The organism is Psychroserpens luteolus, from assembly GCF_021032705.1.
GTDB classification, from domain to species: domain Bacteria; phylum Bacteroidota; class Bacteroidia; order Flavobacteriales; family Flavobacteriaceae; genus Psychroserpens; species Psychroserpens luteolus.
This window is the reverse complement of record NZ_JAHVXI010000002.1, coordinates 597,748-614,629: the sequence shown is the minus strand read 5'-3', so window position 1 is coordinate 614,629 and position 16,882 is coordinate 597,748. Positions and strand designations below refer to the sequence as shown.

Annotated in this window: 13 protein-coding genes; 1 reads left to right on the top strand and 12 read right to left on the bottom strand. The window is 33.8% G+C overall.

From position 1 onward, the window contains the following. Positions 1 to 21: 21 nt before the first annotated feature. The 7 genes from KWG70_RS08455 to fahA all read right to left on the bottom strand — a co-directional run bounded on the left by KWG70_RS08455 (position 22) and on the right by fahA (position 11,004). Positions 22 to 3,465, bottom strand: a complete 3,444-nt coding sequence (locus KWG70_RS08455) for a DUF7619 domain-containing protein (protein ID WP_230935567.1) — start codon at positions 3,463 to 3,465, stop codon at positions 22 to 24. 114 nt (positions 3,466 to 3,579) lie between these two features. Then, positions 3,580 to 4,764, bottom strand: a complete 1,185-nt coding sequence (locus tag KWG70_RS08450; RefSeq protein ID WP_230935566.1) for a hypothetical protein — start codon at positions 4,762 to 4,764, stop codon at positions 3,580 to 3,582. A gap of 193 nt (positions 4,765 to 4,957) precedes the next feature. Beyond that, the gene (locus KWG70_RS08445) at positions 4,958 to 6,562 is read right to left on the bottom strand and encodes an ELWxxDGT repeat protein (RefSeq protein WP_230935565.1); all 1,605 of its coding nucleotides are present in this window, start codon (positions 6,560 to 6,562) and stop codon (positions 4,958 to 4,960) included. A gap of 136 nt (positions 6,563 to 6,698) precedes the next feature. Continuing rightward, entirely contained in the window at positions 6,699 to 7,034 is a 336-nt protein-coding gene (locus KWG70_RS08440) for a hypothetical protein (RefSeq protein ID WP_230935564.1), read from the bottom strand. A 75-nt stretch (positions 7,035 to 7,109) separates the two neighbouring features. After that, positions 7,110 to 7,733, bottom strand: a complete 624-nt coding sequence (locus KWG70_RS08435; protein WP_230935563.1) for a response regulator — start codon at positions 7,731 to 7,733, stop codon at positions 7,110 to 7,112. Further along, the gene (locus tag KWG70_RS08430; protein WP_230935562.1) at positions 7,723 to 9,588 is read right to left on the bottom strand and encodes a sensor histidine kinase; all 1,866 of its coding nucleotides are present in this window, start codon (positions 9,586 to 9,588) and stop codon (positions 7,723 to 7,725) included. The genes KWG70_RS08435 and KWG70_RS08430 overlap by 11 nt, the downstream gene beginning before the upstream one ends. Positions 9,589 to 9,711: 123 nt before the next feature. Continuing rightward, positions 9,712 to 11,004, bottom strand: a complete 1,293-nt coding sequence (gene fahA / locus KWG70_RS08425) for a fumarylacetoacetase (protein ID WP_230935561.1) — start codon at positions 11,002 to 11,004, stop codon at positions 9,712 to 9,714. A gap of 190 nt (positions 11,005 to 11,194) precedes the next feature. Between fahA and KWG70_RS08420 the strand changes: the two genes are divergently transcribed. Continuing rightward, complete coding sequence (locus tag KWG70_RS08420) at positions 11,195 to 12,469, top strand: serine hydroxymethyltransferase (RefSeq protein ID WP_230935560.1); 1,275 nt, start codon at positions 11,195 to 11,197, stop codon at positions 12,467 to 12,469. 52 nt (positions 12,470 to 12,521) lie between these two features. Here KWG70_RS08420 and KWG70_RS08415 read toward each other — a convergent pair whose 3' ends face one another. The 5 genes from KWG70_RS08415 to KWG70_RS08395 form a co-directional block, all read right to left on the bottom strand. After that, positions 12,522 to 12,977 carry a nuclear transport factor 2 family protein gene (locus KWG70_RS08415; RefSeq protein ID WP_230935559.1) on the bottom strand — a complete coding sequence of 152 codons (456 nt, stop codon included), beginning with the start codon at positions 12,975 to 12,977 and terminating at the stop codon, positions 12,522 to 12,524. A gap of 67 nt (positions 12,978 to 13,044) precedes the next feature. After that, a complete protein-coding gene (locus KWG70_RS08410) occupies positions 13,045 to 14,616 on the bottom strand; it encodes a choice-of-anchor Q domain-containing protein (protein ID WP_230935558.1) in 1,572 nt (523 codons plus the stop codon). Between the two features lie 114 nt (positions 14,617 to 14,730). Continuing rightward, complete coding sequence (locus KWG70_RS08405; RefSeq protein ID WP_230935557.1) at positions 14,731 to 15,462, bottom strand: carboxypeptidase-like regulatory domain-containing protein; 732 nt, start codon at positions 15,460 to 15,462, stop codon at positions 14,731 to 14,733. A gap of 94 nt (positions 15,463 to 15,556) precedes the next feature. After that, positions 15,557 to 15,946: an acyl-CoA thioesterase gene (locus tag KWG70_RS08400; RefSeq protein WP_230935556.1), complete on the bottom strand. Its 390-nt coding sequence runs from the start codon at positions 15,944 to 15,946 to the stop codon at positions 15,557 to 15,559. 36 nt (positions 15,947 to 15,982) lie between these two features. Then, a complete protein-coding gene (locus tag KWG70_RS08395) occupies positions 15,983 to 16,816 on the bottom strand; it encodes a hypothetical protein (RefSeq protein WP_230935555.1) in 834 nt (277 codons plus the stop codon). Positions 16,817 to 16,882: the final 66 nt, after the last annotated feature.

Genomic DNA, 16,882 nt, shown 5'->3' with positions numbered 1-16,882 from the left:
AATATGTGATTTACATTGAGTTTATTCCTTAATAATCTTTATTGTTTTTTCTTGTGCATTAGACGTAATTGTGATTAAGTATATACCATTTGACATAGCTTTTAAATCTAGACTTCCATCAAGGCTATTAATGTCTTTGGTTAAAATTTCTCGCCCTAATAGTGATGTGATTTTTACAGTTTCAATTGGTGTATTATTTGATAGAAACAGCTTATCTTTTACTGGGTTTGGGTAGATAGATAGATTTGAAAATGTTTCCTTTTCGGTACTTAAGTTTTCTTCCACAAATTCTGTCATCCAAGTATTGGTAACTATAGCTGGATTGAAATCAAAGTAAATTTCTGCTGTATTAGGAATAATATCTCCAATAGCATAATCAGGGAACGGTTTTATTTTAAAAGTGATATAACCATGTCCTGTTGTAGAGTCATCATCTTCTGAAGGTGGTAAATTAATTCCGAAGAAATTCCACACCAAACCTTTATTTACACGCTCTAGGGTATAGGTATGACTAGCATCCACCATTCTAAGTGTGGACTCGTCCAGTTGTTCGTCTAAAACATCCTCAACTCTTATATTGATTGCGTTTGCAGTTCCCGTATTTTCAAATCGTATGGTATAGGTCAAGTAATCATCTGTTGTAAATTCGGAAAACACAATCTCAGGACCATGACGTTCGGTAATATCATTTGGGTCATATGAACCTACAATAGTTTGTGTCAAACTCGATGAATTGTTTAATGGTAAAATATCTCCTGGAAGCATAGTTATATCAACAGAGTTTGTAACTAATTGACCCAGACTTACTGTTGGAAGTGTAGGAACGCCCATTCTTACCCAAAGATAGCGAGTTTGATAGGGTTCTAAATTTGAAAATGTATATGAGAAACCAGTTGGTGTAGTCGTAATATTAGCAGAATTTAGCGTAAGCCAACTTTCAGATACACCAAGTAAGTTTAGTGCACTATCCATAGTAAAATCAATAGTTCCAGATGGGACGGTAACATTAGAATTGTTTGTATATGTGATGTAATTAGAATAATTAAAACCAGGAACAGCAGCCTCCAAATTTGACGAAATATTAACCGACAAATCGTTATAAGGAGTCACTGTAATTGGAAAATCATAAGTCGTAATGCCAGAACCTACAGGAACAGTGACATTGGAATAACTAGCAGTGGTTGTATTATTTGCTGCATATTCTGGATCTACAGTATAACTTAGATTATAAGTAGTACTAGGATTAGATTCGTATAAGTAATGTGGTGACACATATAAATTATGCGCTATACCATCATTGTTCACTTCATAATTAAACTGACCTAACGGAAAGTTGATTTCTCCAACATCTTGCGTTCCATTACCATTGGTATCTACAAAAGCGTTTAGTTTTAGACCATCAGATTGTTGTAATTGAAAGATCTCATTGGAATTGTACACATTATCTTGAACCTCATAGCCATAGTACGTCCCAAAAAAGTTTACACCTTCTAGACCGCCGTCAAAATATCCAAAATTAATATCATCCTGTGTTATGATATGCGTTGCCGTGAACGTTGTATTGTCTGTTTGTCCAGATGCTAAACTCACCAAAGGACCTCCGACAATGTTTAAATCTGGAAAGGACACGTCTGCGTAAATATCAGATATGACTGCATTTCCGTTGTTTGTGACTGTAAACTCATATTCGATGGTGTCACCAACGCTCGTAAATCCGTCACCATTAAAATCAACATATGCAACAGTATAGCTTGCCTCTAGAGGAGATTCTACTCTAACCGTTAGACTAGCAACATCACAACTATTTGGGTTTGCAGATTCACAGATTTCATAGTATAAAAAATAATTACCAAATGAAGCAGTAGATGGAATAGTTAAAACACCTGTGGCACTTAATGTAATACCGACGGAATTTGTTCCAAGTAAGGTGACATTTAAACTGGAAGCGTCGACCGATAACCCTTCAAATGTATCATTAGCAAGTACTTGAAACGTAGCGCCAACTTCTAAAATAGAAGTGATTACATCGGGTTGGGCGTTAATATTGTAATTGTCTAAAATAATGCCTTCTTCTGTAGTACTTGTATTGAACGTATTTCCAGATGTTACCTGAGCCGTAATAAAGAGGTTCTCATCGTCTTCGTCCAATTGATCTAAAATAGTAGGATAACTTAATTGATCTTGATAATTAAAATATTGACCAGCTGGAATAATTGTTGTTATAGTAGATGTTGTGTAGTCTGAGGCGTCTGCAGTTCCATTGGTTGATGTGATGGTGATTTCTGTATCTATCGGACTTGGGTGTGTGAGTCCTGGTCTAAATTTAAGAGGAAAGCCTTCTTCAACGGCAATGCTATCACCATAGTTTTGGGTGTTATCAAAGTTATAAACTGGTTTTAAGCGCAAATCAGGTAACCCATCATTATCAATAATATCAACGGTTCCAGTTTCCGAAGTATTTGTTGTATTCGCAGATGTGACAGTAATCGCATAATTGATTGATTCGATTGGTTCATCTAAATTATCATCTGCCGTAGGAATTTGAAAATTAACACCATAATCACCAGCAACAATGGTTTTTGTTTGGTTGATATTTGTATAATCAGCATTGCTTGCAGTACCATTTGTGGTTACTAGCTCAACAATTACATCGCTGCTAAAGGTTCTGTTTAAATTTGTACTAACATTTATAGTATTACCCTCATTAACTTCATAAGTATAAACATTTAGAGTTGGTGTGGTGTCATTATCAATAATGGTTACCGTAATAGAAATTAAATTATTCGTGGCATTTGCAGATGTTACAGTTGCAGTTATGGTATAGGTTTCGTCGGGTTCAATTAAAGCATCATCTGCTGAGGTTATAGGAAATTGAGCAAAACGTTCTCCAGCTAAAAAAGTTACAGAGGTGTTGGTTTCAATATAATCTGATGCCTCAGCTGTTCCAGACGATGTTGTGAAATCTATAGTCACATCTGAGTTAAAATAATTGCTTAAACTTACATTAGAATTATAACCTTGTCCTTCAGTTAAATAAGGGCTAGTTGAAATATTTATTGTTGGAGTAGCGTCATTATCAAATATGTAAATTAATCTACTAACTTCAGTGTTTTCTGTATTATTACTTGTAACAGTTGCTTCAATTGTAAAAGACTCATTATCTTCTACAGTTGAATCATTTCCTGTTGGAATAGTAAGTAAGTTACTACTCAATTGTCCGGCAGGAATAGTAACAGTCGTATTTAAAGGTGTATAATCTGAAGTATCTGCTGAATCATCTATAGTAATAACATCAACAATGACATCTGTTGCGGCTGCGCTATATAAGTTTACTGAAAATGTATAGGTGTTTCCTTCAATGACAGCATAATTAAAACCACCATTTGTAATATAAACTGTTGGGTCTTGTGAAAAGCAAAAAGTAGACGATAAAGCGATAAGTGTAAGAAGAACTAATTTTTTCATAGTTGACGTTAGAGTTTTTTTAATAGATGAACTTTCTTACAAAAGGTTGCGTCAAATTATAAACAAAAACTCCCAAAGCATCACTTTGGGAGTTTTTTTGGATATATAAATGAATTAACTTCTTCTCATACGATAAGAGTTAATGATGTTTTTCAATTTCAGTTTTAAATCCTCACCTGTATCATAAACCATTTGAGCATCGGTAGGGAAGTGGACTCTTCTATTTCTGGTTAAGTCATATTCTCTTCTATTTAAGGCTCTTTTATCACCTCTAACCGTTGCATAAAAGTGTTCGAATACAAACTCACTGTCAATTGGAAAAGCATCTAGGGTCTGACTTGTTCTTAAGTTGGTGTAGACCACATCTGCAATCACTTGAGTTGATTTGAACTGATTCACTTCAAAGTAACGAGCTCTCACATTTACGATCTTGTCCACCTTTATTTTGTTTCCTAGGCTATCCACTACCACATTTCCATTATTATCTGTTTGGTATTCCCAACCATCAACAATATTTTTCTGCTTCAGCTTTTGAACAGTATTGACCTGTTCTGGTGAAATATTAATTTGTTTTAATTGCAATTGCATTGCAAAATCATAATTTAAATCTGATACTTGATTTGCATGATATACTGTCCAAAACTGATTCAATCCATATGTGTCAAAGTTTAAAAGATCAGCTTCCAATTGTTGTGGAATGATTTGACGTGTTTGATTTTCGATAGACACGATCACATAATCCGTTCCTTTTTGATGTGCTTCAGTCATTAAACTTCTAGTCTCTTCAAAGTTTGGATTAATGTTTTCGATATACTTAAAGATCTTATACGCTTCTCTAGCATTGTATTTGTCTTCAGAATCTAAAAGTGTAATTCCTTCATCAATTAAATATTCAGAGGTTTTGTATCTATAATCAACAATCTCCGAAGTATAATCATTGAATTTTAAATTTAGGTTTCTACCATTAATCTGCAATGGCAATACACGTTTAATTGCGTCCTGTCTTGCCTCTAGATCTAAATAGATCTCATAGATGGTTCTGTATTGTTCTGGGTTGCCATCTTTTTTTAAATGTTGGATGTCTTGTAGGTCTTCCTCTAAAACTTTGTAATACGCATCTTCGAGCATGACAATATAGTCTTGCTTACGTTTTTTGTCTTTGTTGTTTTCGAGTTTTCGTAACGCATCATTGATTGCTTGGTCATAATTACCATGACTAATTGCTTGTTCAATTTGTTTTCTTCCGCTACACGATGTTAGTACCAGAAGAAGTACTGTTGTGAGTAGTAATTGCTTCATAATTCTGGATTTTATTGATTATTTATAATTTAGAATTCCAATCATCGTGCCAAACTAAAAAAAGCACCCTAAAAGGATGCTTTTTCAACTCTAAACATACTAACTAAAAAGCCACCAAATACTACGTATAAATAGTAAGTAAAACACGAATAGAAATAGTTCTAATTTATATTTATCAACTTTAGAATCCATCTTATTTCTTTAAGAGTTTTACAACATATTCGCTTTTATTACTTTTAATTCTTACAAAATATAGACCATTAGTTAAGTCTTCGATATTATAGATATCTTTACTTTCAGAAAAGGATTTTATCATTTTACCTTGAATGTCATAAACTAAAATGTTATTAATAGTTTGGTTTGTATCAACTGAAAAATATTTGCTTGTTGGATTTGGATAGATTGTGAAGTTTTGTATTTCGACATCTACGTTGGATAATGAAGGTTCAATATACCTAAATAACTCACGTCCCGTTGCTGAGGTTGTAGCAGAAAAGAACAAATTATCTCCAGCTACTGTCAAATTTAATGGATCACTATCTAAGGCTCCAGTGTTAATATCGCTTACTAATACAGTTCCTGCGTTTGTGCCATCAGTTTTCCATAATTCTCTTCCATTAACGCCATCATCTGCGTTGAAATAGAGCTCGCCAAAGTATTCTACAAAACCTTGAGGTGTGCTTTCATTTGTGGTATTGATATTTTTTAATAGTATAGTATTTGATGGAAATCCGCCAGATTGCCATAATTCGACGCCATTAGTGCCATCATCAGCTGCAAAATATAGATTTCCATTATATACGGTTAATCCAAAAGGAGAGCTGTTGGCTGAACCCGGATTAATATTTCTTAAACTAGTGACATTTTCTGCGAGATTCATTTTAAAAATCTCAATGCCTAGAGAAGGGTTATTTGCTGTAAAATATAAAGCATTATTATAAACTGTTAAGTTTGTAGGATTACTACCGGTTGTTCCTGGATATAAATCTATAATCATTTGAGTACCTGCTTGCGTACCATCTGTTCGCCATAACTCTCTGCCAGAAGCACTGTTGGCACTGAAATATAGTAAACCATTAAATTCGGTCATATCTCCTGGAAATGAAGAACTAGAACCAGAATTAATATCTATCACCTCATTTATAGGTGGACCAGAAGTAGGTATGGTGCTTTTACATAATTCTGTACCAAAATTAGTTGTTATAGATCTATAAAAGGCTGAGCCATTATAAAATATGCCATCTGATAATTCTGTTATTCCAAGATTAGAGAACACATCTAAATATTGAGTTCCTGTTGTTGCAGGAAAAAAGAATGCTGTTGCTGTCGTAGTTACTGGATGATTAACTACAGCAAGCATATAATTGTTATTGACTTCTAAATAATCATAAGCAAACGAATCAGTGTTAGGAGATGTAGAAATGTCAGTTAGAGTATTAGTTGTGCCTTGAGTTGTAAGTAATCTTTTTCTAGGATTTGTACTTGAAGAAAATTGGCTTGTGGCTGTAAAATAAACTTTATTATCGGCGGCCCTAACGTGAAAATCTGTTGGATTAGATCCATTTGCTCCAATAAAAATATCATTTACTAATTGAGTGTTTGCGTTACTTCCATCCGACATCCAAAGTTCAAAACCATTTATTGCATCATTTGCTGAAAACAAAATTTTGTTATTGTAAGAAATAAACTGATCAGATACACCATCAATAGGGCCAGGGTTAATATCTTTAACTATACTCACTTGAGCATTTAAAGTTGTAAAGGCAATAACAGCCAAAAAAAGTAATGATTTTTGCATAATAAATAGGTTTTAAGGTTATGATGTAAAAATAGATTTGGAATGAAAATGATGTACTACCCAATAGGGTGGAAATTAAAAAAAGCATCAAATATAACTTGATGCTTTTCCCCTCTAATTGATAACCTAACTTAGGTTATTCTTCACCTTCAAGATCAATAATGATGAAATGTCCTTTTCTAGTCCCATCTGCTTGTGTTACAGAATATCTAACTTTAATTCTTTCGTTATCATAATTTCCACAGAGTCCTGTGGTGCTACCTCCATCTACTAATGATAATTTACCAGTATCTTGGTTTACGTCTAAAACTGCACATGGTTCTTGTGATTCGATTTGAAAATGAATTGGTTCATCGCAATGTGCTGGTAGATAACCTAGCCTTTTTTCTAATTTACTAGTACTAATGACAGTAAAAGAGAACAGTAAGCATCCTAATATTAATAATGCGGGCAGTACAATTAATTTTTTCATATAGGCTCAGTTTTGATTAATATGAAGTAAAACTAGCTTGCAAATACCGATCTTGTGATACCCAAAAGGGTAGTTTTAAAGTAAGTTTTCTTTGCTTGCTTTTTGAACTGCTTCTATATTAGAATTGACTTGAAGTTTGATGTAAATATTTTTTAAATGGAACTTAATTGTGTTTTTGCTAATGAATAAATGTTCTGCAATGCTATCATAACTGTTTCCTTGTGAAAGTAGAGAAAGGACTTCTTTTTCTCTTTTTGAAAGTTCAATTTTACTTGGTTTCTTTTGAAATGAACTCACTACCATTTTTGCAATTTTTATGCTCATTGGTGCGCCTCCAGAAATACATTCTTTAAGAGCTACGATTAACTCTTCTGGTTCAAGATTTTTAGTGAGATATCCGGTAGCACCAGCGCATAATGCATCAAAAACTACTTCTGAGTTTTCATAGACGGTTACCATTATAATGTGTGCTTTAGGAAATACTTTCTTTATTTCCTTAGTCCCTTCAACACCATTCATTCCTGGTAATTCGATATCCATCAAAAATAGTTTAGCGTAATCTTTGCGTAGATTTTTTATGGCATCCTCACAGTTGTTATAAATGGCCACGACTTCAAAATCACTGGAAGTATCTATGACTTCAGCAAAGGCCTCGCTTAAAGGGATGTTATCTTCAATTATGACGACTTTATATTTCATTTTTTTTAATATGTCCAGTAAATCTAATTGTTGTTCCTTTGCCGATTTGTGAATCTATATGAAATTGCCCTCCAATTTTTTCAGCCCTATTTTTCATATTTAAAAGACCGTTAGAAGATACCATGTCTTCATTAGAAATGCCTATGCCATTGTCTGAACAGTCAATAGTCAATTCCTTGTTTTTGTAAACAAATGAAAGTAAAACACTATCACATTTTGAATGTTTTAATGCATTCGTTAAAGCTTCTTTAAAGATAAAAACCAGTTGCTTATTCCAATAATGTGGTAGTTTGGCGTTTACTGAAATGTCCTTTTTTACGACAAACTTTACTTTTGTTTTTTCAAAAAAATCTTCCCCGAAATCTGAAATATAAGTGGCTATTTCTTCAATACGATCACTATTGGATTTCAAAGAAAACACAAAATCCCGAGTGCCTCGATACAACCCATTTGCATCTTCAGTTATTTGCCTAATTTTTGATTTCACTTTTGGGTCATCGATTGATATTTCACCATTTACTAGATTTGAAAGCAATGAAATTCTAGCCAATTTGTTTCCGAGATCATCGTGAAAATCTTGTGCGATTTCATCACGTACATCTGTCAATTCTTTTTCTAGCTGAATTTGCTTTTCAAAAGCAATGCGTAATGCTTTATTCTGTTTTTTCGATTGTCTCAGTCTTAAAAGAGTGCCAATTAATAATAAGCTTACAATGCCTAGAGAGGCGATTGTTAATAATGTTGTTAGCCGTTTTATTTTGTTATCCTTTATTTCAGTTTGGTACTTGGTTTCGAGATCATTAATTGCTTTTAGTCTTTCTGTGCTAATCAAACTATCTTTTAACTTACTGTAGGATTTATAACTATGGTAAGCTTTTTTTAGATTTCCACTTCCTTCATAGAGTTCTGAAGCTTGTAATAGGGTCATCATGAATCCTGCAATATCTTTTTTATTATCAACATAAAGCATGGTGTCTGTCCATTTTTCAACTTCGTTGAATTCTCTTAAGTCATAATGATTCCAAGCTTTTGATAAATATAGACCACTTAAATTTTTGCTGCCTTTTAATTTTTTACCAAAATAGATTGCTGTGTCAATATAGATAAGACCTTGTGCCAATTCACCCTTATGGTAAGAAAAGGCTTCTAAAGCACGGTATATTTGAGTTAATTCATAAAAATCACGAGTTTTAATAACCGTGTTTTTTGCTTTTTCTATATAGGATAATCCTGAGTCAATCAAGGTTTTTCTATTGGTTAAGGTATATTTTTGTTCGTATTGATATCCAAGCCATCTATAATTAGATGTTGATTGATGCTTATTATTGGATAAAATCAATCGCTCGGCATGTTTGGCGTGGTTCCAGGCTTTGTCGTCCTCATCCATTCTGGTATATAAAAAAACCAGTTCCTTTAAAGCTTCTATTTTTATATGCTTGCGATCTAATTTTTCTGATATTTTAAGAGCTTCCAAAGCGTAGTGTTGCAATGATTCGAAATTATTTGTTAAATGATAATATCTAGCTTTGTTTAAGGTAATTTCAGCAATAAATTCAGTCTTGCATGGACTATCTTGAACTAGTTTCTCTTGTTCCTGAATTAAAAATTGAACTCTTGAAGGTTGTTTTTGTGATATGTAGTAATGACATTTGTTGTTTAATGCTTGAAATACACAAGCTTGTTCCTTAGAAGATTGAAGTTTAGATGACATTCTAAAAACAGAAATTGAATCTCTAAGATTAGTGTTTTTTGTTTTGCTGAGTGTTCGATAGAGTGAGCATTCACAATTATCTTGTGCATTTACCGATAAGCTAGCTAAAACAAAAGCGCTTAGAGCTAGGCGATTAATAAACATTTTGATTTTTGTTTTGTTACAGGTCAATATGCACAATTATTACTATCCTCAAAAATACGAAATCACCTTAAACAAAAAACCTACCCGAAGAGGTAGGTTTTGATATTAATATTTTGGTGAATATTACTTCTTTTTCTTAGGATTAAAAACAGGTAGCAATTGTGTTTTTACAGAGCCAAATCCAATTCGGGTTCCATCATTTTCACAATATCCTCTCATGATAACAGTATCATAATCATTGATAAATTTACGTTCGCTACCATCTTTCATTTTTAATGGTTTAGTTCCTTTCCATGATAGCTCTAGCATTGAGCCGTACGAATCTTCTGTTGGACCAGAAATGGTACCGCTTCCCATCATATCTCCAGAATTTACAGGACAGCCATTAACTGTATGGTGCGCCAATTGCTGAGACATATTCCAGTACATATATTTGAAGTTAGATTTGCAAACCGTTGTTTCTTTTGCACCTTTTGGTTGAATTGCTGCTTCTAAATGAATATCAAAACTCTTTTTACCCTTCGACTGTAAATACTCTAAAGGTTTTGGATCTTGTTTCGGACTCTCAACTCTAAAAGGCTCTAAAGCATCAAGGGTTACAATCCATGGCGACATAGAAGATGCAAAGTTTTTTCCTAAGAAAGGACCTAATGGTACATATTCCCATTTTTGAATATCACGAGCAGACCAATCATTAAACAATACCAATCCAAAGATATATTCTTCAGCTTCTTCAATAGGAATCGGTTCTCCCAAATCATTAGCGTCTGTCGTGACAAAAGCCATTTCTAATTCAAAATCTACAAGCTTTGAAGGACCAAAAACAGGTTTTTTAGCGCCTTCTGGCATGGTTTGACCTTGCGGACGGTGAATTGGGATTCCAGAAGGAATAATAGACGAACTACGACCATGGTAACCTACAGGTAAATGCAACCAGTTTGGCATTAATGCATTGTCTGGATCTCTAAACATGGTCCCTACATTTGTGGCATGTTCTTTACTTGCATAAAAGTCTGTATAATCACCAATTTGAATTGGCAATTGCATTTCAATTTCGTCTAAACGAAACAATACAATTTCTTTATGCGGATTGTTATTTTTTAATTTATCACTCTCAGCATCAAAAATTTCAGCTATACGATTACGAACCAAACGCCAAGTTTTTCTACCATCAGCAATAAAATCATTCAGCGTATCTTGAAGGAAAATATCATCAGTTAATGGAATGCCATCAAAATAGCCTAGTTGATGTAGTGCTCCAAGATCTATCGCTGTATCTCCAATTCGAGTTCCAATAGTAATGATATCATCACGTGTAAGAAAAACACCAAATGGAATGTTTTGAATTGGGAAATCTGAGTTTTTTCCAACGTGCAACCAAGATGAGCGATCAGGATTATTTGCAGATAAAGGCATATTGTAGAGAGTTTAAATGTTTTTGTTTTCTATTCAAACCTACATATTTAATTGCATAAAACCATAAAAATTCGAACTAATTTTACCTGTTGATAACATGCTCATAAAAGATAGCGTTAAACTGAATTTTTTGAATCTTTTTGCGACAATGATTTCTTATTTTTGGTAAAATTTAATTTAAACTTGATATATGCAACGCGATTCACAGATTTTCGAACTCATCAATGCTGAAAAAGATAGACAAATAAATGGTTTGGAGCTTATTGCTTCTGAAAACTTTGTAAGCGACCAAGTTATGGAAGCTGCGGGTTCTGTATTAACCAATAAATACGCCGAAGGTTATCCAGGAAAGCGTTATTATGGAGGTTGTGAAGTTGTAGATGAAGTTGAACAAATTGCAATTGATAGAGCTAAGACTCTGTTTGGAGCAGCCTATGCCAACGTGCAACCTCATTCTGGAAGTCAGGCAAATACTGCAGTGTTTGCTGCTTGCTTAAAACCTGGTGACACCATTTTAGGGTTTGATTTATCACATGGTGGTCATTTAACTCATGGTTCTCCAGTGAATTTCTCAGGTAAACTATATAATCCAACATTTTATGGTGTAAAAAAAGATACTGGACTTATCGATTATGATATGTTGTCTGATGTTGCTGAGCAAGAAAAACCAAAATTAATTATTGCTGGCGCATCGGCTTATTCTAGAGATATGGACTTTGCTAAATTTAGAGAAGTGGCTGATAATGTTGGTGCCATTTTACTTGCCGATATTTCTCATCCTTCGGGTTTGATTGCTAAAGGCATCTTAAACGACCCATTACCACATTGTCATATTGTGACCACTACAACGCATAAAACCTTACGTGGTCCTCGTGGAGGTTTGATTATGATGGGAGAGAACTTTGAGAACCCATTTGGTTTACGACTTAAAAATGGAAATTTAAGAAAAATGTCTGGTTTATTAGATTCTGGAGTGTTCCCTGGGAATCAAGGTGGGCCTTTAGAGCATATCATAGCAGCTAAGGCTATCGCTTTTGGTGAAGCACTTTCGGATGAGTTTATGCATTATATGCTACAAGTGAAACGAAATGCAGCGGCTATGGCCAAAGCATTTGTAGATAGAGGTTATCATATTATTTCTGGTGGAACAGATAACCATATGATGCTTATAGATCTAAGAAATAAGGATATCACTGGTAAAGATGCTGAAGAAGCATTAGGAAAGGCAGATATTACTGTAAATAAAAATATGGTGCCTTTTGATGATAAGAGTCCGTTCGTTACTTCAGGAATTAGAGTAGGTACAGCAGCTATTACAACTAGAGGCTTGAAAGAGACAGATATGGAAACCATTGTTGGTTTTATGGATGAAGCTATAATGAATTATCAAGAGGATGCTAAGCTAGAATCTATCGCAGAACAAGTTAATGCCATGATGAGTGGTAAGCCTTTATTTACATCGTAATGTATTTGGAATTATAAATAAAAAACCCTTTCAATTTGAAAGGGTTTTTTATTTATTTTTTTCCTTGATGTTCCTTTTTTAATGGACCTTCCCAAAGCACTTGTTCTATCATCCATTTGTCTCCTCTTTTGGATAAAAGAATAAAGTCAATTCCCCACCAGGCAGTAACTCTAGCTGCGGCAATTGTATCACCAATATCTAATATGGTCACCTCTTTAGGTGCATCTTTTGCAGGAAACTTTTTATTCTCTTTAACGTCTTTTGCAAACGCCAATGCCGCTTCGAACGACATGTGATTTACTTGTCTGTAATCATCCTTTCCTTTGTCTTTCCAAAAGCCAAATTTATGAAGAGTAGGTTGTAAGCTAGCTTTAAGTTTTAGTGTATCACCTTCATAAAAACCTTCAAGATAATTCATACAGGCTTTAGTAACACCAGATGCTGAAGATTGAGAAAGCGCTGTGTAGCTAAACAAGCATAGTGTTAGAATGCATAATAGTCGTTTCATAATTATAAGAGATTGGTTGTTGCCTCTAAATTACTCAATTATATGATGTATTGATGTTAAGTGCATGTTAATCCTCATCAAAGGTCACATGCTGATAAGCGCCTAAATCTGGACCTTGACCAGGAGTAAATGTTCGGTTAGTTCCTAAAATATCAGTGGCAATCAAAAATAAAGGGTCACCTTCATCGATTGCTGCAGAATTATCTCCAATCATAAGCTCATTTTCAAAGGGTAATTTGAAATCGGGATCACTATTGAAAATGCAATCGTCATATAGGGCTTCATTACTAAAGTTATATTGATCTTGAGGAAAGTTATTGTTACTATCCTGAAAGCGAATCAAACAATTGGTAAACTTGAAGTTAAACAATGTACCATTATCAATATCGTCTAAAATAATCTCTGGATTATCATTTCCGAAGATGATGCAATTATTGAAATTAGCTTCTATCAAGTCAACGCCATTATCGATACCATTTTCATCTGTAAAGAAGTTATTGACCAATACCGATGGAAATTGTCTAAAACTATTGTTCCAGTAATTCGCTAATGTACAATGGGTGAAATTATACTTTCCCCCAAAAATACCTGCAAATGAGGATTGTCCAGAATTATTTATGACTAGATTTTCACCTCTAACAGAACTCGCTCTTGCCAGAATGCCATAATTACTAGAGTTATAGATCTGCGAGTTGGTGATTGTTAATTTATCATCTATTGCTGTAGCATTTCCATCAGAAACAATGCCAACAGTACCATTTTTTATAGTAGCATAATTAATATCATTATCAATACTTCCATCAAATAACCAGATGGTTTCCCATTGCCCAGGGACATCAGAAAATGCAGGTTCTAGTCGGTCACTTTCAAAAATAACTTCATTTTCTAACAAATCTTGATCATTACTCGGCGCTCCATTAACTTTGAGAGAGGCATTATTTGTTATGAGCAAGCCTGAATTCGCATGAAAATGAACACGTGCTCCAGCTTCAATTGTAAGAACATCGCCTTCGTCTACAGCCGCGTAGCCATATATTACATAAGGTTTTTCATTAGTGAACGTCAGTTCTGAGTCTTCAAGAAAACGACCTTGAAGGGTTGTTTCATCTGGAGTTCCGTCTCCATTAGCGTCAAAAGTTAAAGTCTCGATAACACCTGTCGTATTGTCTCTATCGGGATAAATAAATACCGCATCTTTTATTAAAGTTACTAATTCTACTTTCTGAAGATTTACTCCGCTATCAAATTCGATGGCGTCTGTATATAAAAACTCTAAGCTGTTTTGAGCAAGTGTTTGGATGTCTGCAGTGGTTTCAACAAAAATAAATAGACTATCATTAGCTAAAAGTTCTACATTTTGAAATTCTTTGCCTGGAAGCCCGTCAACATTCAGTCTATAATTTGAGGCTTCTCCTTGACTGAGACGAACGGTTGGAATTGAAATATCTTCGTCGCTTCTATTGTAGACTTTTAAATTGTAAGTACTCGATCCAATATTGGTGAATACCGTATCCAAATAGATAGTATCCTTAGAAAATGTCAGATTCCCTGTGCTTGGAGAAAAATCAAAATCTTTGCGGCATGAACTCCAAAAGACCAATATAGAAATAGTTAAAAGAAAGTATAATATTCGTTTCATAAATGTATTCTGTCTCTATAACGCATGAGTGAGAAAAACTAATGCATATTATGTGCTAAAAGTATAACTTTTGAAGTCATCTTTTAGTATAGATAGTAAAAAAATATTCGAAATTTAATCTTTTTTGTGTTCTTCGAGAAGTATGTTGAAAGCTTTACTATGTTTGAGTAGTTCGTCTAATAACATGAATTCATTGTCTTTTAAGAGTAGAGAAGGGCTCAGCTGTTGTGCACTACAATATTCAAAAAACAAGTAGTCGTAGGATTCTTGAATGTTAAGTTCGTTGCGTAAAAAAACCATATTGAATAGTGCGCCCTTTTCAAATAACTTCAGAAGATCTTCAACTTCAATAACTTTTACTTCTACTGTTTTCTTTTTAAAGAGTTTGCCTATAGCTTTTGCTAAACCAATCAAATCAAGAGTGGGCTGGAGGTTTTTTCCACTACCAAAGACTCTCTTTTTAAAAGCTATTTGTCCTTGTTTTGCAGTTGTACTTGATAAGGCCAAAGTATCTACTTTCTTTTCTTTGATTTTGGTAACTTCAACTTCATCTAACTCATTGGTGATTTTTTTGAGTTCGATAACCACATCTTGACCAAAGTACTCTTGTGTCACTTTAATACTTTGCTCATGATGGAAATAGGAACTTACTACAATTGTATCATTAAGTTTTGCTTGAATTTCAAATAGACCTTTACCGTTAGAATAGGTTAAAATATTTTGAGTTTTATTGACAAATTTAGCTCCTTTTATTGTGGCCTCTGCATCATATATAATCCCTTTAATTGTTTGAGCTCCAGAACATAGAGGGATAAGTATAAAGAAGAATAATTTTAGTGATTTCAAGAATAATTGTTGATGGTTGTTATCTCAAATTAAGAGAAATTTATGCGTAGGTGTATTCTTATTAAGAGACTTTAACAACCACTTTAATGTTCTTTTAACTAAATAAGGTATTTATGCTTTCAGGAATTCGTGTTGGTTTATTGGTGTCATGAGACATAAAACACCAAATAGTTTCTGAAGAGGTAAGTAATTGCTTCGTTGTTGCATTATAGATCTCAACTATCCTTGTAGATCTCACACCTTGAGATTTTGTGACAAAGGTTTTAAGTACTAATAAATCACCTAATATGGCTTGAGCTTTATATTGAATATGGTGACTTACCATAACCCAATAATAATCACTTCTAATTACTTCTGAAGACTTTAATAGCCAATGTGCTTCGGCAATATCTTGAACCCATTGTACATAATGTACATTGTTAACATGCTGGCGTACATCTAAATGATCTTTAGTAACCGTAAGTTTTTGCTCGTGGATTTGCATACTTTCATTGTTGAAATAAAAACTTAAAAGTAGATATTATTCTTTCCTTCTGAAAATAGAACTTATATTATATAGGAAGTTTCCAATAGAAGTGCGCTCAATAGTTCCTTTTCTAATAAGTTTTCGACGTTCTTTCCTTTTTGAATTTGTTTGCGATATAGAGCGAATGCCTCCGAGAATTAAAATATTAGAGGCATTTGGTTGTCTTTCCTCAGGATTTACTGAAGAAACCATACCAGTTAAATTGGAATTTACTTTAGTTTCTGGTATTAATGTTACTTTATAAGTACTCGATTGTTTAATCGTAATAGTCATTGTTTCATAACCTTGACATTCAATAATTAATATATCTCCTATTCCGCACTTTAGAGAAACATCACCAGCCATGTTGGTCTTTTTCTTATTAGAGCTTCCTTTTAATGAAACAAAAGCATTTGGAAGTCTGTGTTTAGATTTCCCAAAAATGGTTATTGAAATCATCTTATTTCTAAGAACAGAAACTCCTACTTTACCTCTCAGGCTATTGTACTGTGAAGAATCAACCTTTATCATTCGAGGCTTACCTTGTGCTTGAACATCTTGAGTTCCTAAAGTAAAAAAAGCAAAAAGTGTAGAGGCGATGTAGGATAAGTAGTTGTTTTTTTCTTTTCGATTTAATACCAGTTCTCTTTTTAGTTGTGACGATTTGAATCGTCCGCAGAGATTTGTTTCGGTTTGAAATGTTTTGACGATTTGCTCGTCAGTTTTACTCGTGAAGTCTAAAACTGTTTTGTTGCATGAATTGCAATGACGACCTTTTTCATTAGCTGTCATCTGATCCCAACTTTCATGGCATGGCTCAGGAATATTGACGTGTATTGATGTTCTCATGGTTCAAAGAACCAAAAGAAATTAGAAATATAAAATGGTTAATGAGTGAACGTGTCCTTTGAATGA

Bases quoted from the DNA above. Each gene is read 5' to 3' on its own strand.
- KWG70_RS08440 (WP_230935564.1), bottom strand. From the start codon at position 7,034: ATGAAAAAATTAATTGTACTGCCCGCATTATTAATATTAGGATGCTTA.
- KWG70_RS08445 (WP_230935565.1), bottom strand. From the start codon at position 6,562: ATGCAAAAATCATTACTTTTTTTGGCTGTTATTGCCTTTACAACTTTA.
- KWG70_RS08410 (WP_230935558.1), bottom strand. From the start codon at position 14,616: ATGAAACGAATATTATACTTTCTTTTAACTATTTCTATATTGGTCTTT.
- fahA (WP_230935561.1), bottom strand. From the start codon at position 11,004: ATGCCTTTATCTGCAAATAATCCTGATCGCTCATCTTGGTTGCACGTT.
- KWG70_RS08450 (WP_230935566.1), bottom strand. From the start codon at position 4,764: ATGAAGCAATTACTACTCACAACAGTACTTCTTCTGGTACTAACATCG.
- KWG70_RS08420 (WP_230935560.1), top strand. From the start codon at position 11,195: ATGCAACGCGATTCACAGATTTTCGAACTCATCAATGCTGAAAAAGAT.
- KWG70_RS08430 (WP_230935562.1), bottom strand. From the start codon at position 9,588: ATGTTTATTAATCGCCTAGCTCTAAGCGCTTTTGTTTTAGCTAGCTTA.
- KWG70_RS08415 (WP_230935559.1), bottom strand. From the start codon at position 12,977: ATGAAACGACTATTATGCATTCTAACACTATGCTTGTTTAGCTACACA.
- KWG70_RS08455 (WP_230935567.1), bottom strand. From the start codon at position 3,465: ATGAAAAAATTAGTTCTTCTTACACTTATCGCTTTATCGTCTACTTTT.
- KWG70_RS08395 (WP_230935555.1), bottom strand. From the start codon at position 16,816: ATGAGAACATCAATACACGTCAATATTCCTGAGCCATGCCATGAAAGT.
- KWG70_RS08400 (WP_230935556.1), bottom strand. From the start codon at position 15,946: ATGCAAATCCACGAGCAAAAACTTACGGTTACTAAAGATCATTTAGAT.
- KWG70_RS08435 (WP_230935563.1), bottom strand. From the start codon at position 7,733: ATGAAATATAAAGTCGTCATAATTGAAGATAACATCCCTTTAAGCGAG.